This window comes from Flavobacterium pokkalii, from assembly GCF_014596575.1.
Lineage (GTDB): Bacteria > Bacteroidota > Bacteroidia > Flavobacteriales > Flavobacteriaceae > Flavobacterium > Flavobacterium pokkalii.
In genome coordinates this window covers 201,755-220,591 of sequence record NZ_NASZ01000001.1, presented here as the reverse complement: position 1 = coordinate 220,591, position 18,837 = coordinate 201,755, and the positions used below count along the sequence as shown (strand labels likewise).

Below are 18,837 nucleotides of genomic sequence, written 5' to 3'. Positions count from 1 at the left end.
AAATTGAAAAATTAAAGAGAGAAACTTTCCCCGCAGCCACAGGTTCTGCTTGCATTTGGATTGTTAAAAACAAATCCTTTACCGTTTAATCCTCCGGAAAATTCCAAAATTGTTCCGGCCAGATATAAAAATGATTTTTTTTCTACAGCAATTGTTATGTCATTGTCTATAAAAATCTTATCATCTTCTCCTGTGTTTTTGTCGAACTTTAATTCATAAGATAAGCCCGAGCATCCGCCGCTTTTAACACCTACTCTTACATAATCTGTAGCGGCATCAAAACCATCCTCTTTCATCAAATCGATGATTTTCTTTTTGGCAGTATCAGAAACCTTTATCATTGTGTGTTGATTTTGTCTAAATTAACTGCAAAGATAAGGCATAAAAATGGTATTCCATAGCGGATAACATTTTTATAACTAATATAGAAATAGATATTATTTATTTTTTCTGTTTAGTAAAAAAAATATTATATTTTTATAGCCTATTTTTTAACCGGAAAATCTTAATAATTATGGAAAAGTCTTTAGAAAAGAGAGTAGAGTATGCTTTAAATTATAACGGAAAAGGAAGCGATTACTTTGGAATTATTATTGTTAATTGGCTATTAACGGTAGTTACTTTAGGAATTTATTATCCTTGGGCCAAAGCCAAACAGCTACAATACATTTACAATTCAACCTCATTAAACGATGATTCCTTTGAATTTCACGGAACCGGAAAGGAAATGTTCAAGGGTTTTCTCAAGGCAATATTAATATTCTTAGTTTTATATGGTGTTTTAGGGCTTTTCATCTATTTAAAAATGCCAATAACAGCGCTTTTATTGTTTTACGTGTTGTTAATTGCAATTTTCCCTATTGCCATTCACGGTTCTTATCGTTATCGAATGTCACGCAGCTCCTGGAGAGGAATTCGTTTTGGATACCGAGGCGACAGAAAAGAATTCACCCTGTTATTTTTTAAATGGATTTTCTTTACCATTATTACTTTAGGAATTTATGGTCCCTGGATGGCTATGAATATGCGAAATTATTTATTAGGAAATGTTCGTTTTGGCGATGTAGAATTTGAATATGACGGTGACGGAACTGATTATTTTGCACTTAATATTAAAGGCTATTTATTAACAATTGTTACTTTGGGTATTTATGGTTTCTGGTGGCAAAAAGATTTGTTTGAATATTATGTAAACAATTTAAGTTTAACCCGGGAAGATGGAAAAATTCGTTTTAATTCAACTGCAACTGGTGGAGATTTTTTTAAATTAATCACATTAAATCTTTTAATTTTAATTTTCACACTAGGGTTAGGTTACGCATGGGTGGTTACCCGAACGCTAAAATTTGTTTTCGAACATGTTGAAGCCGAAGGAAATATCAACTTAGACGCTTTGACTCAAACAGAGGAAAATTACAAAGATGCAACAGGTGAAGATTTAAGCGATTTCTTAAACTTAGACAGTGTAATGTAAAAGTGATGAATAATAAAACTACAGCCGTTTTTTATGATGGCAACTCATCGGTTCCGCAACAAATAGAGTTGTCGTTGAATAAATTAAATGCAACTTTAGAGTTTCAAATATCTGATGGTACACATTGTAAATGGCTCGTTAAAGATGTTTTTTTTGACAAAAGAGCAACAGGACTCCACTTAAAGTACGGTTCTGAAGTCATACAGCATATCAAAATTAAAGATGACCATTTTATCAATATTATTCATCATTTCAGGAGAGAAAACGGCCATATAAGTTGGTATCAAAAATTGCTGGATTTAGGATTTCCCGCTCATTTTGGTATTGCTGTAGTAATTTTGGGGATTATTGGCTTGTGTTATGTTTATGTGATTCCCTGGGCAGCCGAGCAATCGGTAAATTTGATTCCTGAGGAATATGATAACAAATTAGGCAACTCAGCCTGGGCAGGAAATGAGTATTTCATGAATGTCGACTCGAAGAAAACAAAATTATTGAATGATTTTGCCAAACAACTAAATCTTAAAAACACTAAAAATCTTAAGTTTATTGTTGTAAAGTCGGATGAAATCAACGCTTTTGCTTTGCCAGACGGAAGGATAGTTGTTTTTACGGGCATTCTCGAAGAAATGAAAAATTATGATGAACTCGTGGGATTATTAGGTCACGAGGCTTCGCATGTTAATAATCGGCATTCGATGAAAATGCTTTGTCGTAGTTTGTCTGGTTATTTGTTTATCTCGGTAATTTTAGGAGATGCCAATGGAATTATGGCAACAATTGGCGACAATATAAATAGTTTCCAGTCTTTATCTTTTTCAAGAGAGTTTGAACATCAGGCTGATGTTGATGGTTATAAAATATTGTTAGCAAATAAGGTAAATCCTCAGGGAATGTCTAATTTGTTTAAACGATTGCAAAAACATCAAAGCATTTCGATTCCGGAGTTTTTAAGTTCGCATCCGGTAACAGAAAATAGAATTGAGTATATTGATAAAATGATTAAAAATCAAAAATTTACAAATACAAACCATCCTCAATTAGAAATTTTATTTGCTAAATTGAAGCAATAATAATTTTTGGATTAAGATTTACAACAAAAAAATCATACTGATTCAACAATGAAACTACAATTATTTAGTAGTTTTATTGTTGAATTTTTTATTTTACAATTTAATGAAATTATATCCCATCGAAACAGGAAATTTTAAATTGGACGGAGGCGCCATGTTTGGTGTAGTTCCCAAAAGCATTTGGAACAAAACCAATCCGGCCGACGCCAATAATTTAATTGATATGGCAGCCCGAAGTTTGCTGATTGAAGACGGTAATCGGCTGATATTAATTGATACCGGAATGGGAAACAAGCAATCGGAAAAGTTTTTTGGCTATTATTCGCTTTGGGGGTCGCATTCTTTAGACACTTCATTGGCAAAATACGGTTTTCATCGCGATGATATTACTGATGTTTTTTTAACGCATTTGCATTTTGATCATTGCGGAGGTGTTATTCAGTGGAATAAAGACAAAACAGGCTACGAACCGGCTTTTAAAAATGCTAAATTTTGGACGAATGAAAATCACTGGCAATGGGCAACCGAACCCAATTCCAGAGAAAAAGCGTCTTTCCTGACCGAAAATATTTTGCCTATGCAACAAAGTGGCCAACTTCATTTTATCCCGAAAAATGACAGTGATTTTTTGGAAAAATCAGCACTGGATTTCGGGATTTTCTTTGTGGATGGTCATACCGAAAAACAAATGATTCCGCATATTCAATACAAAGGAAAAACCATTGTTTTTTGCGCCGATTTATTACCCACCGCCGGACACATTCCGATTCCTTATGTTATGGGTTATGATACGAGACCACTTTTGACCATGGATGAAAAAACAAAATTCATGCATGCTGCCGCCGACAATAATTACTATCTGTTTTTAGAGCATGATGCGCATAACGAAATTATAACAGTACAACACACCGAAAAAGGAGTGCGATTGAATGAAGTTTTTAGCTGTGCGGACATTTTATAAAATAAAAGAGTTCCTGAAACAGGAACTCTTCATATTAAAAAAAAATTAGCTTTATACTAATTTTCGAATTGCCATAATCACACCTATATGAAGTCCTTCGTGGAAATTATTAAATTCCATCGAATCCTGATTGCTTTTTAATACAAATCCGGTAGAAGTTGGATATTCGTTGAAATTTTGGAACAAATTATTTTCAATATCTTTCTCGGTTTGCGCAACCGTAGCATGCAACAAAGACAGAATTTCGTCAACTTCTTCCTGAGAAGCCTGATTTTCCGTTTTTGTCCCTTTTCTATATTTTTCAACTAATTCTTCCGAAATCATCATTGGCAAACCCGCCAATTTATAAACCAACAACTGCTGTGTCACAATGATATGCGCCACGTTCCAAATCAAATTGTTATTAAAACCTTCAGGAACTTTGTTCAACTGCTCTAAAGTGTAACCCTGAATCAATTTAGAAACCATGTTTCTACTAGTTTTAGTAATCTCTAAAATCTCTTTCATTGTATTGCTTTTGTAAAATTTTGCGTAAAAATACGCATTTAAGCTCGCAAATGATTTTTCTTTGCATAAAAGAATCAATATTATGACAAATAAAGTATACCATCTTTCCTCTTGCGACACTTGTCGAAAAATTATCAAATCTTTACCTGAGAATCACAGTTTGGAATTGCATGACATCAAACAAAATCCGATCACCACAGAACAATTAGAAGAAATGCACCAACTTTCAGGGAGCTACGAAGCCCTTTTTAGCAAAAAAGCGCAGCTGTATAAATCATTGGGATTAAAAGACCAAAATTTAACTGAAGCTGATTTTAAGAAATATATTTTAGAACATTATACTTTCCTGAGCCGACCTGTTTTTATTATTGAGAACAAAATTTACATTGGCAACAGCAAACAAAATGTGGAAAATGTAATTCAGGCACTAAACCGATAGCATTTTCAATTTTGAAACCAAAATGAAATTCACCATTAAGAAATTAAGGTATTTTAAGCTTAATATACTTAATCTCTTAATGGTTAAACAATCCATTAATCTCTCTTAAAGTTGAAATTTTTCACTTGAAAAACTGAAAACTGACTACTGCGAACTTTTTCCTATCTTTGACCACTTTTTAGAAAATGATATGATACAATCAATGACCGGTTTTGGTAAGGCTACTTTGCAGTTACCAACCAAGAAAATTACCGTTGAAGTTAAATCTTTAAACAGCAAAGGCTTAGACCTAAACGTTAGAATCCCTTCCTTATATCGTGAAATGGAATTAGGTTTACGCACCCAAATTGCCGCCGCACTGGAAAGAGGAAAAGTAGATTTTTCAATTTATATCGAAAATACTGCCGAGCAAACTTCAACAAAAGTCAATGTACCTATCGTAAAAGCTTACATCGCTCAACTTAGAGAAATTTATGCTGATGCTGATGAAACCGAATTGATAAAAATGGCCGTTCGAATGCCGGACACCCTAAAAGTGGAAAGAGAAGAAATTGACTTAAACGAATGGGCTCAGATAAAAAAAAGCATCGATGAAAGTCTGAACAACATTCGCTCTTTTAGAAAAGATGAAGGACTTTCACTGGAAAAAGAGTTCCAATTGCGTATTGCCAATATCCGTCAATACATGAATGACACACTGGCTTTAGATCCGGAGCGCATTCAAAATATCAAAGACCGTTTGCAAACTGCAATTTCAGAATTAGAAGCCAACGTTGACCAAAACCGTTTCGAACAGGAATTAATCTATTATTTAGAAAAATTAGACATTACTGAAGAAAAAGTACGTTTGACAAACCATTTGGATTATTTTCTGGAAACCTTAAACGGAACAGAAGCCAATGGTAGAAAACTGGGTTTCATCACCCAGGAAATGGGTCGCGAAATCAACACTATGGGTTCTAAATCCAATCACGCACAAATGCAAAAATTAGTCGTGATGATGAAAGACGAATTGGAAAAAATAAAAGAGCAAGTCTTGAATGTTTTATAAAAGTTTTTAGTACCTAGTCCTTAGTCCCTAGCAATGAAAACAACTAAGGACTAAGGACTAAAAGCTAAGGACTAATACTAAAAAAATGAAAAAAGGAAAATTAATCGTATTCTCGGCACCATCTGGTTCCGGAAAAACAACTATAGTTAGACATTTACTAAAACAAGCCGACTTAAATCTGGAGTTTTCTATCTCGGCAGCAACACGCGCAGCCAGAGGTGAGGAAGTAAACGGTAAGGATTATTATTTTATCTCTTTGGAGGAATTCAAAAACCACATCAAAAACGAAGATTTCGTAGAATGGGAAGAAGTGTACAGAGATAACTTTTACGGAACTTTAAAAAGCGAAGTAGAACGTATTTGGGCCATGGGAAAAAACGTCATTTTTGATATTGATGTTGCCGGAGGATTGCGTATCAAGCACAAATTCCCTGAAGAAACATTGGCTGTTTTTGTAAAACCTCCAAGTGTGGACGAATTGAAACGTCGCTTAAAAGAACGCTCTACCGAAAGTGAAGACAAAATCAACATGCGAATAGCCAAAGCTCACGTAGAACTGGCAACTGCTCCACAATTTGATGTGATTATTAAAAATTATGATTTAAGCGTAGCTTTGGAAGAAGCAACTGAATTGGTTAGGAATTTTGTAAATAATTAAAAAAGTGAAAAGATTTAAAGATTGAAGAATTCTAAAACAAACCAATCTTTAAATCATTTCATTTTTAAATCTTTAATCACAAAAATGAAAATCGGACTCTATTTCGGTACTTTTAACCCCATTCACGTGGGGCATTTGATTATTGCTAATCACATGGCAGAACATACCGATTTAGACCAAATTTGGCTGGTGGTTACACCACACAATCCTTTAAAGAAAAAAAGCACTTTACTGGACGACTACCACCGCCTGCAAATGGTTTTTCTCGCTACGGAAGATTATCCAAAACTCAAACCTTCAGACATCGAATTCAAACTTTCGCAGCCAAACTATACCGTGAACACGCTGGTGCATTTGGAAGAGAAATATCCCAGTCACGAATTTTCCCTGATTATGGGCGAAGACAATCTGAAATCGTTTCACAAATGGAAAAACTACGAAGCCATTTTAGAACATCATAACATTTATGTGTATCCGCGTATTTCGTCAGAAGTCGAAAATGTTGAACTTAAAAATCACCCAAAAGTACATCTTATCGATGCTCCTGTCGTAGAGATTTCTTCGACTTTTATTCGAAACAACATCAAATCAGGCAAAAATATTCGTCCGTTATTAACCGAAAAAGTCTGGGAATACATCGACCACAATTTGTTTTACAAGAAATAACTAAGCTAAAGATTCTTTTAATTCGTTAGAAATTATTTCAAAAAAAGAATTCAGATTATTATTTTTTGCTGTTAATAAAAACACATCTACATCCGGCATCTTTTCATTTTCCCACAACAATTTTAATTTATTTTCTTTGATAAATTGATTCGCATTACAATTCCAGGTGATTGCAATACCGGAATTTTTCGATAATATTTCAAGCATTTCGTAAACAGAAGGAATAATATAATTAGCAACCATAGATGGTCTTTTTTTATTAAATGCATGCAACCAAAACAATTTAATATGAGGTATTCTTGCATCATGGCTGTACCATTTTTGTTCATTTAACCATTGCTCTATTTCGATGAGATTATCTGATTTTAATTTTTCATGAAATGTAGCTACATCCTGTTGTAGAGAAGTTACCATAACTAATTTAATTTTTCCTACCAATTCATAAACGGTATCGAAAGTATCAAATCGTTTGGAAACAATTGCAAAATCAAGCTTTTTAGAATCTATCAATTCAAAAAGCGTCTCATTTTCAGAAAATGTAAAGTCGATAAAATCAAATTTTGAAATCAAACTATTTCCTAAACTGCTAAACAGGTTTTTTGAAATTCCAACAGAGATTAGCCGTTTTGAATTCTGAGCCTTAGATCTAAATCCATTTTCAACATTTTCCAAACGATCCAATGCGTCAATAATTAAGTTGTTGAGTAACTTGGCATATTCTGTCGCCTCAACTCCTTTTGATTTTCGATTAAATAATTTATATCCCACATGTGCTTCCAACATTGATATTTGTTGACTAACTGCCGGCTGGCTAATAAACAACTCTTTAGCAGCCACTGAAAAATTTCCGTTTTTATACACCGATTTAAAAGTCCTGTACCATTCTAAATTCACCATGATATAAATATTTTTATCACAAACATAGTTTAATTTATTTTTACAAATATCACTTTGGTCGTAAATTCGCCTAAAAATAAATCTTATGAAAAAAATAACATTCTTTGTAATTATAGCATTTACAATATTCAACAGTTCAGCTTTTGCTCAAAAAAAAGTATTATTTGTCCTTACCAGTCATGACAAATTAGGAAACACAGGAGAAAAAACAGGTTTTTGGACAGAAGAATTTGCAGCTCCTTATTATGAATTAGCTGATAAAGGAATCCAAATTGACATTGCAACTCCTCTGGGAGGTCAACCCCCAATTGACCCAAGAAGTGCTGATCCTGCTTCGGCAACTGAAGACACTAAAAGATTGGATGCCGACACTGCATTATTGAACAAACTAAAACACACTCTAAAATTAACCAATGTAAAAGAAGCTGATTATGATGCTGTTTTTTATCCCGGAGGACATGGTCCGTTATGGGATTTGACTCAGGACAAATACTCTATCAAATTAATCGAATCTTTTTACACCCATAACAAGCCTGCAGCTTTTGTTTGCCATGCTCCTGCTGTACTTAAAGATGTAAAAGTAAAAGGTAATTATTTAGTAAAAGGCAAAAAATTAACCGGATTTTCAAATACGGAAGAAGCTGCGGTAGGATTGACGAATGTCGTTCCGTTTTTGCTGGAAGAAGTACTTCAGGCACATGGCGCCATTTATTCTAAATCTGAAAATTGGCAACCTTATGCCGTTGAAGATGGTTTATTAATCACAGGACAAAATCCCGCTTCTTCAAAACTGGTAGCACAAAAATTATTAGGTCAATTAAACAACAAAAATTAATATGCTCAACTTCGAATTATACAACCCAACCAAACTGGTTTTTGGTAAAGGACAAATAGAAAAATTATCGGAATTAGTTCCAAAAAACGCTAAAATTCTACTGGCTTACGGTGGCGGAAGTATTTTTAAAAACGGAATTCACCAACAAGTAACCGACAATCTCAAAGGATTTGAAATTGTAGAATTTGGCGGCATTGAACCCAATCCGCATTTTGAAACTCTAATGAAAGCCGTGACGATTATCAAAGAACAAAATATTGATTTTATTCTGGCTGTTGGCGGTGGTTCCGTAATTGATGGTGTAAAATTTATTTCGGCCGCAGTTCACTTTGACGGAAATCCGATTGATATTCTGCAAAAACGCATTCTGATAACAGAAAATGCGATGCCATTTGGAACCATTCTGACACTTCCGGCAACCGGTTCTGAGATGAATTCCGGATATGTCGTAACAATCGAAGCCACTCAGGAAAAATTAGCTTCAGGCGGAAGTGCTTTATTTCCAAAATTCTCTGTTTGCGACCCAACCGTGATTCAATCTTTACCTAAAAGACAATTGCAAAACGGAGTGGTCGATGCCTTTACCCACGTGATGGAGCAATATTTAACTTATCCACACGATGCTTATTTACAAGACAGAATTTCAGAGGGAATTTTGCAAACTTTAATCGAGGTTGGTCCAAAAGTAGTCGAAAATCCAAACGATTACGCTCTGGCTTCTAACTTCATGTGGTGTTGTACCATGGCACTGAACGGACTGATTCAAAAAGGCGTTCCCAGCGACTGGGCGACACACATGATTGGTCACGAATTAACCGCTTTATACCACATTGATCACGCCCGAACTTTAGCCATTATTGGCCCTAATTTATACCGGGTTTTGTTTGAAACAAAAAAAGCAAAACTGGCGCAATACGGAAAACGTATTTTTAATTTAAACGGTACCGAAGAAGAAATTGCTCAGGAATCTATTAATAAAACGGTTGCCTTTTTCCACCAAATGGGAATGGACACCAAATTATCTCAATATACCAATGATTATACCAAAACCGCCGATTTTATCGTAAACCGATTTGAAGAAAGAGGCTGGAAAGGATTGGGAGAAAACCAACAGGTTACCCTTGAAAAAGTAAAAGCAATTGTTGAAATGAGTTACTAAAAACACTCTACAAGACACAAAAAAAAGGCGTCTACATTTTTTGAAGACGCCTTTTTCATAACACCAAAACTAAATTAACTAATTCTAACAATATTAGAAAAACACAAATTATTTATATACAGAAACTTACAACGAAAAAAAACAAACCTTTATTATAAAAAAATCAAAAAAATTAATTTTTTTTCACCAACAGCCTCACACTAAAAAACGATTAATCTTGTTTCATTACTGCATTTTTAAGTATTTTTGAATAAATTCTAACAAAAGATGGATCAAAATAAAAAGTTTGCAGTAATTGGTGGCGGAAGTTGGGCAACAGCTATTACAAAAATGCTCTGTGCAAATCTTAATGAAGTGGCTTGGTATATGCGTAATGAATCTGCGATTGAACACATCAAAAAATACAAACACAACCCAAACTACATCAGTTCAGTTGAATTTGACACCAAAAAGTTATTGCTAACTAACGACATCAACGAAGCTGTAGCTTATGCCGACTATGTTGTCTTTGCTATTCCTTCGGCCTTTTTAGATGCCGAATTGCAACAACTTAACGTTTCCCTTAAAGACAAAATTATTTTCTCAGCTATCAAAGGAATTGTTCCGGAAACCAGTTTGATTGTTGGTGAACATTTCCATTTTCAATACGAAATTCCATATTACAATATCGGTGTAATCACAGGACCTTGTCACGCCGAAGAAGTGGCACTGGAACGTTTATCATACTTAACAATTGCCTGTGGCGATCCTGAAAAAGCCAAAACAGTTGCTAAAAGTCTCAACAGCAATTACATCAAAACCAAAATTACCGATGACATCATTGGAACGGAATATGCCGCGATGCTTAAAAACATTTATGCTATTGCTGCCGGAATTGCTCATGGCTTAGGTTATGGTGATAACTTCCAATCGGTGTTGATGAGTAATGCCATTCGTGAGATGAAGAAATTCATTCGAAAAGTGCACAAAATGAAACGCAACATCAATGATTCGGCTTATCTGGGTGATTTGTTGGTAACGGGTTATTCGGTGTTTTCAAGAAACCGAATGTTCGGAAACATGATTGGAAAAGGCTACACCGTAAAAAGCGCCATGATGGAAATGAGCATGGTTGCCGAAGGTTATTATGCCGCTAAAAGTGCTTACAAACTCAATCAGGGTTATGGTGCCAAAACGCCAATTATAGATGCAGTACATGAAGTTTTATATGAAGGTAAAAACGCCAGAACTGTATTTAAAAAACTGACTGAAAAACTGGATTAATGTCATTGCGAGTTCCGATAGCTATCGGAACGAAGCAGTCACATAACGAGAGCAACCGCAAATTGCTTCGCCTATTCGCTATCGCTCGGGTCGCAAATTATAATAAGTGAATTTGCGGTTGTTTTTTAATAACCAACCTAATTCTTTTTCAACTTCCAAATCAGTTAACCCAAAACTTGTCATTCCGACGAAGGAGGAATCTCCACAATCAAAGTTTATTCAAATAAATAATTAAGAAACACTAAATCTGGATTCATAGTTTTGATTAAATCTATTTTTTTCTCTCTACGCCAACCTTTAATTTCTTTTTCTCTGGTAATTGCTTCTTGAATCCAGGTAAATTTTTCAAAGTACAATAAATAATGTACCTGATATTTTGAAGCAAAAGTTTTATTATCTAATTCTATGTTCTCTTTATGTTGCTGCAATCTAATTTTTAGATGATTCGTCACACCCGTATACAAAACCGTTTTAACTTTATTTGTAATAATGTATATGTAATAGGTGTGATAACCTTCCTGAAATTGCATAACTAATCTTTGGGTTAATTCCTTTGCGGAGATTCCTCCTTCGTCGGAATGACAAAACTGTGTGTTTATTCTTTATCTATGGTAAATATGCGATGTCAAGTATTAATTATTTAAGTTTAATTTTTGAACTAATTCATTAAACTTTTTCAACTCAACTGAAGGAAAATCTGTAATTATCATTGAGGAATCACTAAGCATAATTCGGTTAAATATTCCACTGTGAGATGGATATTCTTCTCTATCCATTTTGTTTTTACAAAGCTCATTAATACTTTCAACAATTAAATTATTTTCTTCTTCGGTAATCTTTATACGCTTAATTAATTTAGTAATTTTCGATTCACTTCCATTACCACAAGTTTTAGTTTTTTCGGAATAATCGGCTAGAAGTTGACCTTTAAAATCATCTCGATAAATTATTAATTGCTTTTCATTGCCACCCCATTCTCCACAATTATCGTCTACAGTTAGTAATTCCAACTTATTGACGTGATTTATATAAAGCAATGTATTTTGTTTATTTTCTGTTTGGCATGAACTGATTAATACAATTGTTCCAATTAAGCTATATAAACTTTTCATAATCATATTTTATAATTAATATCAATCCATTAATAAATGTGAAAAACAATCTCATTTTATATAGATAAATCTTTTAAACGCAATACATTATTCAAATATACAAAACAATACTTACAAAAACAGAAAATAAAAAAACCGCAAACTCACATTTATAATCTGTGAATCTACGGTCATTATTTTTTTTTAGCAGCTTATCGGACAATCACCCCATCCACAAACAAAATAGGCACTTCTTCGGTGTTGTTTTCGTTAATGGAATTGGCTTTAAAAATAAATTTCTTGTCGTATAAAGTGTTTCCAATGAAATAAGTCAGCATAAATTCGTTATTCAAGGCCAAAAGACTTTTCTCAACTAATTCAATTTTAATGACAGAAACAGCCGGAACCTGTACAAATGCATGACGCAAAATAGAAGTTTTCTTCATTTCGCCATCAATAGTCCCAAAAGCTTTTGAAACCACCATCACGCTGTCGATATCAAAATCGCTGTCGTTTACTAAATAAGCATACCACACTTTCTCCATAAAATCGTCACTCCATTCCTGAACGGCTGCAATGAATACGTTTTCTACTTCGGGGATTGTTATGTCTTTTTTCATTTTTAAAAAAGAGTCCCTAGTACTTAGTACTCAGTCCTTAGCAATATTTTAAACTAAGGACTAAGGACTACCAACTAAGGACTTATAAATTATATTATCGATTTGAATTGCTCTAAGAAACGAACATCATTTTCATAAAACATACGGATATCACCTATTTGATACAACAACATCGCAATACGCTCTACTCCCATTCCAAAAGCAAATCCGTTGTATTCATCTGGATTGATTCCACAGTTTTTCAAAACATTAGGATCTACCATTCCGCAACCTCCAATTTCTAACCAACCTGTTCCTTTGGTAATTCTGTAATCAGTTTCGGTTTTCAGTCCCCAGTAAATATCAATTTCGGCACTTGGCTCCGTAAATGGAAAATAAGAAGGACGCAAACGGATTTTAGATTTTCCAAACATCTCTTTAGTGAAATACAATAAAGTTTGTTTCAAATCGGCAAAAGAAACCTCTTTATCAATGTACAATCCTTCCACCTGGTGAAAAATACAGTGCGAACGGGATGAAACGGCTTCGTTACGGAAAACACGTCCCGGAGAAATCGTTCTGATAGGCGGTTTATTATTTTCCATATAACGCACCTGCACCGACGAAGTGTGGGTACGCAATAAAATATCAGGATTTGTCTGAATGAAAAAAGTATCCTGCATATCACGCGCCGGATGGTATTCCGGTAAATTCAAAGCGGTAAAGTTATGCCAGTCATCCTCGATTTCCGGACCTTCAGAAACATTGAAACCAATGGTAGAAAAGATATCGATAATTTGGTTTTTCACAATCGAAATCGGATGACGCGAACCAATAGTCACCGGCTCGGCAGCGCGGGTCAAATCGCCATAAACGCCTTTAGCTTCTTCCTTACTTTCTAAAGCTTCCTGGATGGATTTTACTTTGTCTTCGGCAGAAGTTTTAAGCAAATTAATTACCTGACCAAATTCCTTTTTTTGTTCGTTAGGCACATTCTTAAATTCAGCGAAAAACTCTTTTAGAATTCCTTTACTTCCTAAAAATTTAATTCTGAATGATTCTAATTCGGCTGTATCCTGCGTAGAAAAAGCCTGTGCTTCACCAATATATTCTTTAATCTTATCTATCATTTTCGTCCAATAATTGAGAGTGCAAATTTAAGTAAAAGTTGTGAGTTATGGGTTATGAGTTATGAGTTTTTAAAGCAAATCTAAAATGCTTCGCCAGTTCGCTATCGCTCGGGTCATCAATCGTTACTCCGCAATCATCAATCAATAAGTTCTTTCTCGATAAAATAATTCACAATGGCCTCTTTCATCAAAACCGATTGTTCTCCTGCTTTTAACGAAGGTAATTGTTCTTTTACTTTGTAATGCGGCCAGCCTTCGGCGTCAAAAAAATCAAATTCGTAATAGCCATAAGGCTCCAGCAAACGACAAATGGCAATATGCATCAGGTTTACTTTTTCATCTTTTTTAAATTCCCGATGTAATTTCCCTAATTCCTGAACTCCAATTAGAAAAATAATGGCGTCCAAATCCAAATCTTCTCCCTGCGAAAATTGGTTTGAAAGTATATCGACGAGCTTTTCCCAACGCTCTTTAAGTTTTATATCTCTTGACATTTTTTTGGTTATGAGTTATGAGTTATGAGTTATGAGTTCATAAAACATAAAATTATTTCCGGCAAAGATACCAACATAATTCTTTTATCTTTGCTCTTTATACTATTCTCTTATTTTATGGGTTTTTTAGATATTATTTTAGGCGCTTTACTCGTTTTTGCTTTATACAAAGGAATTGCTAACGGACTTTTTATCGAATTAGCATCCTTTCTTTCCTTACTGGTTGGAGTTTATTTTGCCGTAAAATTCTCGGTTGTAACCAAAGATATTCTTGCCAATCACGTTCACTGGAATCCAAACAGTATTCAGGTTTTTGCCTTTATCCTGACTTTCTTGGCTGTTGTTATTGGCATTCATTTTTTAGCCAAAATCCTAACCGGACTGGTTGATTTTGCTTTCTTAGGATGGATTAATAAATTAGGCGGAGGATTATTTCGCGTGCTAAAAACCGTTTTAATCGTGGGGATGATTTTTACTATTTTCGAAAAAATCAATCACAATCATTTTTTTGCTAAAAAAGAAACGCTGGACAAATCCATATTTTACTATCCGATTCAAAAAACAGCCGCTTTTATGTATCCTTCAATTGCAAAATGGTACGGTGATTTGAAAAAAAGTGATCAGTAATCCGTATTCAGTGTTCAGTCACAATTAACAGAAATCTGTAATCTTATTTTACTTCCCGAATGGCTTCGCTGTCAATCCAACCTTCGGTTCCATCGGTTAATTGTACTTTTTTCCAATTATCAACAGTTTCTTTGACAAAAACTTTGGTTCCTTCGTGCAACACCACGACATCCGCACCCATTTTTTGTGGTTCGCTTTTTACTTCGGTCATTTCAGCAAAAACAATTGCCGGTCTTTCGTTTTTAAAATAACTTTTTTCAAAAGCAGCCGAAGAAACACTTATCGCTACAGCTACTAACATTACAAACATTCCGAAAAAGAACAGTCTTTTATTTAATGTTAAAGCTGAAAAATAATAGCCTAAAAAACAAACTAAAAACAATACCGAAAAAGCTACGGCAATCCACGCCCAACTGTTGTAATGATACATTCCTGTAAAATCACGCAATAACTTGGCAAAACCTACTTTTGGCACCACTTTGATTTCGTCAACGGTGCGTTTTTGAGCAAACTTTAAATTATTCTGAATATCGCCATCATTCGGATTCAAAACCAAAGCTTTTTCATAGTTATAAATAGCCGGCGCAACTTTGTTGAGTTTGTAATAGCAATTTCCTAAATTAAAATACAATTCCGCCGATTGTTTATTGGCACTTAAAACCGAATTATAAGCATCAATCGCCTGTTCGTATTTACCATTTTTATACAGCTCATTTCCTTTGTCAAAAGCTTCCTGAGCAAAGAAAATTTGGCTAACTAATAATAATATATAAAGTATATTTTTCATAAAAAAAATTTAAACACTAAGAACACAAAGAAGGCGCAAAGAACACCAATTAAAGTACTCCGTTAACCACTCTTCTAACTCCTTCTTTAAGTAATTTGACATTAAAATTAATTAATAATCCTAACTTACATTCTGACAATCTTAAATACGTCAATAATTGAGCTAAATGAACATTATTTAATGTTTCAACAGATTTAACTTCAACAATAAATTTATCTTCAATAATAATATCTATTCTATAACCAACATCCAACTTTACTTCTTCATAAATTAATGGCAATGCTTTTTGTTTTTCAACTCTTACATTATACTTTTTAAGCTCATAGAATAAACATTCTTCATAGGCACTTTCTAACAAACCAGGACCTAAAGCTTTGTGAACTTTCAAAGCACTTTCAAAAACTATTTTTGATATTTCATTTTCAGTCATAAGCATTGTGTCCTTTGTGCCTTCCTCGTGTCCTTCGTGGTTATTCGTCTAAGAAAGTTGTTTTTCCAAATCAGAAATTATCATAACCGCTTTTTCATAATCATTATGAATTGTCGCACTCGACGAAGGCGCATATCGGGCAATTTCACAGTTTTCCGTCAGAGCAATAAACTCGTTTACCGATTCCGGATTTGCTTTTTTAGATAACAAAATTTCTTTGATATTTTCCTTACTCATTTCGGAAGTTTCGATATGTAATTTTGCTTTTAAGAAATTGTGCATTGCTTTTTCAAGAGCCACATAAAACGGTTCTTTGTTATTGATTTGTTTTTTAGCTTCTGATAAATATTTCTTCGCCAATCGGTTATTTCTCTTGATTCTGTTCCCCACAACATCGCCGTCAATCGCTTCTTTTTTCTTCTTAGCCAATACAATTATTGGTAATAATCCAAAAGGAATCAGCAATAAGCTGTAGAATAATTTAGACCCAAAAAAATCTTTCGGATGAATTGGTTCTAAATGAGTTTCCAACTTGATATACTGAAATTGTTCATTAGCAACCACCTTATTTTTAGCCACTCCGGAATTTGGTGTAGCACTTGCCACAGCCGTTGGACCATCAAGCACTTTGACAATAATTTCCTGAGAACTTATGGTTTTATACCTTCCTGAATTTAAATCGAAATACGAAAACTGCATTGGTTTAATAGGATATTCCCCTTTGTATTGCGGAATAATCGTATAACTGTCGGATATCTTCCCAGCCATTCCCGAAAGCGGCGTATTCACCTGTTCGTTATGTACCGGATCATACATTTCCAAAGCATTTGGCACCACCGGTTTAGGTAAAGTAAACAATTTTAAATTTCCTTTTCCGGCTACACTTACCACTAAATCCAGACTTTCTCCACTTTTCAGAACGGTTTTACTTGGAGTGACTCTAAAATCAAAACTACCTACTGCTCCCGTAAAATCTTCCGGTTTCCCGGCTTCAGGCAAAGCTTTTACAGCAATAGTTCTGGCTCCGGCCGAAACTCGCTTACTGTCTTCTTTGATAAGCATTTGTCCAAACATATTTCTACGATTCGTAGGTAACTCAACATCAATATCCATCGAAAGTGGTTCTATGGATAATTTTCCAGATTTTTGAGGATATAAGACCGTTTTTTTCAACACCACATAACGAAACTTTTCGCCCTTGAACATGCCTTCTTCAGGAACTAATTGCCTGATTTCAATATTCTGACTCCAAAAATCATTGTATTTTGGTTTACTCAATTCTCTAAAATTCTTAATTCCGATATTGTAACTAAAATACAGCTTGTAAACTACCGTTATAGGCTCATTTACATAAGGATTGGTTTTCGAAATATCGGCAACCAAATACAAATTGTCATCTACAGAAACACTAATATCATTTGGATCTTTAGGCTGTTCGACAGCATTAGTAACGGTTACTCTAACCGGAGACGTTTTATACACCTGACCATTGTACTCAATAGTTGCCTGTTTAATTAACAAACTTCCTTTGCGTTCCGGCATCAGATAATAGGAATAGATTTTTTCAAACGAACTTTTTCCATTAATCCAGGACTGACTTACCTGCTGACTCGGTCCTGCAATAACCCGAAAACCTTCAAAAGAAGGTTCGTCAAAATTATCTCCGTCAATATTCATCACAAAATCAATACGAAGTCTTTCGTTAAGACCCAGCGTGTTCTTGCTTACCTTAGCCTCAAAATGCACCTGAGCCCAAAGTCCCTGAAAACTTAACAGTAATACAATTAAATATCTTTTCATCGAATTGTTTAAATAGTTTAACTGCTTAATCGTTTAATCATTTCTGTAAATACAAAAAGCGATTAAACGATTAAACTAAATTTTACCAATCTTTATCGGTTTGAACAGGTCTTCCTTTTTCTTTTCTGGCTTTTACTTTATCCTGAATTTTCTTCTCTTCGTTATTTACCGCATCCAATAAATTCTCTAAGCGGTCTTTAGAAATTCCACCCGGTTGTGGTTTTGGCTGCTGATTTTGATCCTGTTTGTCTTTACCGTCTTTTTTATCTTTATTAGGATCGTTTTTGTCTTTGTTTTTATCGTTTTTGTCCTTGTTATCCTTATTCTGATCTTTGTTATCCTTATTATTTTTGTCTTTGTCCTTATCCTTGTTTTTATCTTTATTCTTATCGTTTTTATCTTTATTATCCTTAGGCGGATTTTCTTTCAGCATTTTTTTAGCTAAGGCAAAGTTGTATCGGGTTTCCTCATCCGAAGGGCCGTTTCTCAAAGCATTTTTATACGCTTCAACAGCTTCAGAATAGTTTTTCTCCTTCATAAACACATTTCCTAAATTGTGATAAGCCTTGTGTTTTTGAACTCGCGAACGGGCATTTTTTAGTGCTTTTGCATAAGCGTATTTAGCTTCCGAAGCTTGATTTTGCTTATAAATTGCATTTCCTAAATTGTAAGGCGCCACAGAACGATTAGGAAATTTTGAATTCGATATTCTGTAATCCGCTTCTGCCTCTGCATATTTATTTTGATCATATTCTTCATTAGCTTTAGGCAGGGTCTTATCTTTTTGCTGCGCCATAGCAGTTCCCAATCCGATAAAAAGGAAAGTAAAAAAAGTAAATCCGTATTTGCTACAATTCTCCATTTTCATTTTTTTATGTTCTTTCTCTAAACCGAGA

Annotated in this window: 23 protein-coding genes; 11 read left to right on the top strand and 12 right to left on the bottom strand. The window is 34.3% G+C overall.

The window, feature by feature from the left end; all coding sequences use genetic code 11:
* Positions 1-11: 11 nt before the first annotated feature.
* Positions 12-341, bottom strand: a complete 330-nt coding sequence (locus tag B6A10_RS00990) for a HesB/IscA family protein (RefSeq protein WP_026713003.1) — start codon at positions 339-341, stop codon at positions 12-14.
* A 173-nt stretch (positions 342-514) separates the two neighbouring features.
* On the opposite strand from B6A10_RS00990, the gene B6A10_RS00985 reads away from it, so the two are divergent.
* The 3 genes from B6A10_RS00985 to B6A10_RS00975 all read left to right on the top strand — a co-directional run bounded on the left by B6A10_RS00985 (position 515) and on the right by B6A10_RS00975 (position 3,508).
* On the top strand, positions 515-1,474 hold the full coding sequence (locus B6A10_RS00985; protein ID WP_055091548.1) for a YjgN family protein: 960 nt from the start codon (positions 515-517) through the stop codon (positions 1,472-1,474).
* A 5-nt stretch (positions 1,475-1,479) separates the two neighbouring features.
* A complete protein-coding gene (locus B6A10_RS00980; RefSeq protein WP_188219360.1) occupies positions 1,480-2,547 on the top strand; it encodes a M48 family metalloprotease in 1,068 nt (355 codons plus the stop codon).
* A gap of 103 nt (positions 2,548-2,650) precedes the next feature.
* Positions 2,651-3,508 carry an MBL fold metallo-hydrolase gene (locus B6A10_RS00975; protein ID WP_188219359.1) on the top strand — a complete coding sequence of 286 codons (858 nt, stop codon included), beginning with the start codon at positions 2,651-2,653 and terminating at the stop codon, positions 3,506-3,508.
* A gap of 51 nt (positions 3,509-3,559) precedes the next feature.
* Here B6A10_RS00975 and B6A10_RS00970 read toward each other — a convergent pair whose 3' ends face one another.
* Positions 3,560-4,015 (bottom strand): DinB family protein, encoded by a 456-nt coding sequence (locus B6A10_RS00970; RefSeq protein WP_188219358.1) that lies wholly within the window; start codon positions 4,013-4,015, stop codon positions 3,560-3,562.
* An 82-nt stretch (positions 4,016-4,097) separates the two neighbouring features.
* Between B6A10_RS00970 and B6A10_RS00965 the strand changes: the two genes are divergently transcribed.
* The 4 genes from B6A10_RS00965 (at position 4,098) to nadD (ending at position 6,829) form a co-directional block, all read left to right on the top strand.
* Positions 4,098-4,454: an arsenate reductase family protein gene (locus B6A10_RS00965; protein WP_188219357.1), complete on the top strand. Its 357-nt coding sequence runs from the start codon at positions 4,098-4,100 to the stop codon at positions 4,452-4,454.
* 190 nt (positions 4,455-4,644) lie between these two features.
* Positions 4,645-5,505 (top strand): YicC/YloC family endoribonuclease, encoded by an 861-nt coding sequence (locus B6A10_RS00960; RefSeq protein WP_188219356.1) that lies wholly within the window; start codon positions 4,645-4,647, stop codon positions 5,503-5,505.
* Between the two features lie 85 nt (positions 5,506-5,590).
* On the top strand, positions 5,591-6,163 hold the full coding sequence (gmk, locus tag B6A10_RS00955; protein ID WP_188219355.1) for a guanylate kinase: 573 nt from the start codon (positions 5,591-5,593) through the stop codon (positions 6,161-6,163).
* A gap of 84 nt (positions 6,164-6,247) precedes the next feature.
* On the top strand, positions 6,248-6,829 hold the full coding sequence (nadD, locus tag B6A10_RS00950) for a nicotinate (nicotinamide) nucleotide adenylyltransferase (protein WP_188219354.1): 582 nt from the start codon (positions 6,248-6,250) through the stop codon (positions 6,827-6,829).
* On the opposite strand, the gene B6A10_RS00945 is transcribed toward nadD, so the two are convergent.
* Positions 6,830-7,726 (bottom strand): LysR family transcriptional regulator, encoded by an 897-nt coding sequence (locus B6A10_RS00945; RefSeq protein WP_188219353.1) that lies wholly within the window; start codon positions 7,724-7,726, stop codon positions 6,830-6,832. It lies immediately after the preceding gene.
* Between the two features lie 85 nt (positions 7,727-7,811).
* On the opposite strand from B6A10_RS00945, the gene B6A10_RS00940 reads away from it, so the two are divergent.
* The 3 genes from B6A10_RS00940 (at position 7,812) to B6A10_RS00930 (ending at position 10,983) form a co-directional block, all read left to right on the top strand.
* A complete protein-coding gene (locus B6A10_RS00940; RefSeq protein ID WP_188219352.1) occupies positions 7,812-8,561 on the top strand; it encodes a type 1 glutamine amidotransferase domain-containing protein in 750 nt (249 codons plus the stop codon).
* Position 8,562: 1 nt separating this feature from the next.
* Positions 8,563-9,720 (top strand): iron-containing alcohol dehydrogenase, encoded by a 1,158-nt coding sequence (locus B6A10_RS00935; RefSeq protein WP_188219351.1) that lies wholly within the window; start codon positions 8,563-8,565, stop codon positions 9,718-9,720.
* Between the two features lie 267 nt (positions 9,721-9,987).
* Positions 9,988-10,983, top strand: a complete 996-nt coding sequence (locus tag B6A10_RS00930) for an NAD(P)H-dependent glycerol-3-phosphate dehydrogenase (protein ID WP_055091569.1) — start codon at positions 9,988-9,990, stop codon at positions 10,981-10,983.
* 215 nt (positions 10,984-11,198) lie between these two features.
* Here B6A10_RS00930 and B6A10_RS00925 read toward each other — a convergent pair whose 3' ends face one another.
* The 5 genes from B6A10_RS00925 to B6A10_RS00905 all read right to left on the bottom strand — a co-directional run bounded on the left by B6A10_RS00925 (position 11,199) and on the right by B6A10_RS00905 (position 14,297).
* Complete coding sequence (locus B6A10_RS00925) at positions 11,199-11,513, bottom strand: GIY-YIG nuclease family protein (protein WP_188219350.1); 315 nt, start codon at positions 11,511-11,513, stop codon at positions 11,199-11,201.
* A gap of 102 nt (positions 11,514-11,615) precedes the next feature.
* Positions 11,616-12,095: a hypothetical protein gene (locus B6A10_RS00920; protein ID WP_188219349.1), complete on the bottom strand. Its 480-nt coding sequence runs from the start codon at positions 12,093-12,095 to the stop codon at positions 11,616-11,618.
* A gap of 191 nt (positions 12,096-12,286) precedes the next feature.
* Entirely contained in the window at positions 12,287-12,694 is a 408-nt protein-coding gene (locus B6A10_RS00915; protein WP_055091575.1) for a hypothetical protein, read from the bottom strand.
* 89 nt (positions 12,695-12,783) lie between these two features.
* On the bottom strand, positions 12,784-13,803 hold the full coding sequence (pheS, locus tag B6A10_RS00910) for a phenylalanine--tRNA ligase subunit alpha (protein WP_188219348.1): 1,020 nt from the start codon (positions 13,801-13,803) through the stop codon (positions 12,784-12,786).
* A gap of 137 nt (positions 13,804-13,940) precedes the next feature.
* Positions 13,941-14,297 carry a hypothetical protein gene (locus tag B6A10_RS00905; protein WP_055091764.1) on the bottom strand — a complete coding sequence of 119 codons (357 nt, stop codon included), beginning with the start codon at positions 14,295-14,297 and terminating at the stop codon, positions 13,941-13,943.
* A 117-nt stretch (positions 14,298-14,414) separates the two neighbouring features.
* Between B6A10_RS00905 and B6A10_RS00900 the strand changes: the two genes are divergently transcribed.
* Positions 14,415-14,924, top strand: a complete 510-nt coding sequence (locus B6A10_RS00900) for a CvpA family protein (RefSeq protein WP_188219347.1) — start codon at positions 14,415-14,417, stop codon at positions 14,922-14,924.
* Between the two features lie 43 nt (positions 14,925-14,967).
* On the opposite strand, the gene B6A10_RS00895 is transcribed toward B6A10_RS00900, so the two are convergent.
* From B6A10_RS00895 to B6A10_RS00880, 4 genes are all read right to left on the bottom strand, one after another.
* Positions 14,968-15,711, bottom strand: coding sequence for a tetratricopeptide repeat protein (locus tag B6A10_RS00895; RefSeq protein WP_188219346.1), 744 nt, complete (start codon positions 15,709-15,711; stop codon positions 14,968-14,970).
* Positions 15,712-15,760: 49 nt separating this feature from the next.
* Positions 15,761-16,141 carry a GxxExxY protein gene (locus B6A10_RS00890; protein ID WP_188219345.1) on the bottom strand — a complete coding sequence of 127 codons (381 nt, stop codon included), beginning with the start codon at positions 16,139-16,141 and terminating at the stop codon, positions 15,761-15,763.
* Positions 16,142-16,189: 48 nt separating this feature from the next.
* Entirely contained in the window at positions 16,190-17,941 is a 1,752-nt protein-coding gene (locus B6A10_RS00885) for a BatD family protein (RefSeq protein WP_188219344.1), read from the bottom strand.
* Positions 17,942-18,023: 82 nt separating this feature from the next.
* Positions 18,024-18,803 carry a tetratricopeptide repeat protein gene (locus B6A10_RS00880; RefSeq protein ID WP_055091768.1) on the bottom strand — a complete coding sequence of 260 codons (780 nt, stop codon included), beginning with the start codon at positions 18,801-18,803 and terminating at the stop codon, positions 18,024-18,026.
* Positions 18,804-18,837 lie beyond the last annotated feature (34 nt).

What these genes read in the sequence shown, in the direction of transcription:
- B6A10_RS00980 (WP_188219360.1), top strand. Translation starts at nt 1,480, where the DNA reads ATGAATAATAAAACTACAGCCGTTTTTTATGATGGCAACTCATCGGTT.
- B6A10_RS00975 (WP_188219359.1), top strand. Translation starts at nt 2,651, where the DNA reads ATGAAATTATATCCCATCGAAACAGGAAATTTTAAATTGGACGGAGGC.
- B6A10_RS00905 (WP_055091764.1), bottom strand. Translation starts at nt 14,297, where the DNA reads ATGTCAAGAGATATAAAACTTAAAGAGCGTTGGGAAAAGCTCGTCGAT.
- B6A10_RS00890 (WP_188219345.1), bottom strand. Translation starts at nt 16,141, where the DNA reads ATGACTGAAAATGAAATATCAAAAATAGTTTTTGAAAGTGCTTTGAAA.
- B6A10_RS00925 (WP_188219350.1), bottom strand. Translation starts at nt 11,513, where the DNA reads ATGCAATTTCAGGAAGGTTATCACACCTATTACATATACATTATTACA.
- B6A10_RS00915 (WP_055091575.1), bottom strand. Translation starts at nt 12,694, where the DNA reads ATGAAAAAAGACATAACAATCCCCGAAGTAGAAAACGTATTCATTGCA.
- B6A10_RS00940 (WP_188219352.1), top strand. Translation starts at nt 7,812, where the DNA reads ATGAAAAAAATAACATTCTTTGTAATTATAGCATTTACAATATTCAAC.
- pheS (WP_188219348.1), bottom strand. Translation starts at nt 13,803, where the DNA reads ATGATAGATAAGATTAAAGAATATATTGGTGAAGCACAGGCTTTTTCT.
- B6A10_RS00885 (WP_188219344.1), bottom strand. Translation starts at nt 17,941, where the DNA reads ATGAAAAGATATTTAATTGTATTACTGTTAAGTTTTCAGGGACTTTGG.
- B6A10_RS00970 (WP_188219358.1), bottom strand. Translation starts at nt 4,015, where the DNA reads ATGAAAGAGATTTTAGAGATTACTAAAACTAGTAGAAACATGGTTTCT.
- nadD (WP_188219354.1), top strand. Translation starts at nt 6,248, where the DNA reads ATGAAAATCGGACTCTATTTCGGTACTTTTAACCCCATTCACGTGGGG.
- B6A10_RS00945 (WP_188219353.1), bottom strand. Translation starts at nt 7,726, where the DNA reads ATGGTGAATTTAGAATGGTACAGGACTTTTAAATCGGTGTATAAAAAC.
- B6A10_RS00920 (WP_188219349.1), bottom strand. Translation starts at nt 12,095, where the DNA reads ATGAAAAGTTTATATAGCTTAATTGGAACAATTGTATTAATCAGTTCA.
- gmk (WP_188219355.1), top strand. Translation starts at nt 5,591, where the DNA reads ATGAAAAAAGGAAAATTAATCGTATTCTCGGCACCATCTGGTTCCGGA.
- B6A10_RS00965 (WP_188219357.1), top strand. Translation starts at nt 4,098, where the DNA reads ATGACAAATAAAGTATACCATCTTTCCTCTTGCGACACTTGTCGAAAA.
- B6A10_RS00895 (WP_188219346.1), bottom strand. Translation starts at nt 15,711, where the DNA reads ATGAAAAATATACTTTATATATTATTATTAGTTAGCCAAATTTTCTTT.
- B6A10_RS00880 (WP_055091768.1), bottom strand. Translation starts at nt 18,803, where the DNA reads ATGGAGAATTGTAGCAAATACGGATTTACTTTTTTTACTTTCCTTTTT.
- B6A10_RS00900 (WP_188219347.1), top strand. Translation starts at nt 14,415, where the DNA reads ATGGGTTTTTTAGATATTATTTTAGGCGCTTTACTCGTTTTTGCTTTA.
- B6A10_RS00960 (WP_188219356.1), top strand. Translation starts at nt 4,645, where the DNA reads ATGATACAATCAATGACCGGTTTTGGTAAGGCTACTTTGCAGTTACCA.
- B6A10_RS00985 (WP_055091548.1), top strand. Translation starts at nt 515, where the DNA reads ATGGAAAAGTCTTTAGAAAAGAGAGTAGAGTATGCTTTAAATTATAAC.
- B6A10_RS00990 (WP_026713003.1), bottom strand. Translation starts at nt 341, where the DNA reads ATGATAAAGGTTTCTGATACTGCCAAAAAGAAAATCATCGATTTGATG.
- B6A10_RS00930 (WP_055091569.1), top strand. Translation starts at nt 9,988, where the DNA reads ATGGATCAAAATAAAAAGTTTGCAGTAATTGGTGGCGGAAGTTGGGCA.
- B6A10_RS00935 (WP_188219351.1), top strand. Translation starts at nt 8,563, where the DNA reads ATGCTCAACTTCGAATTATACAACCCAACCAAACTGGTTTTTGGTAAA.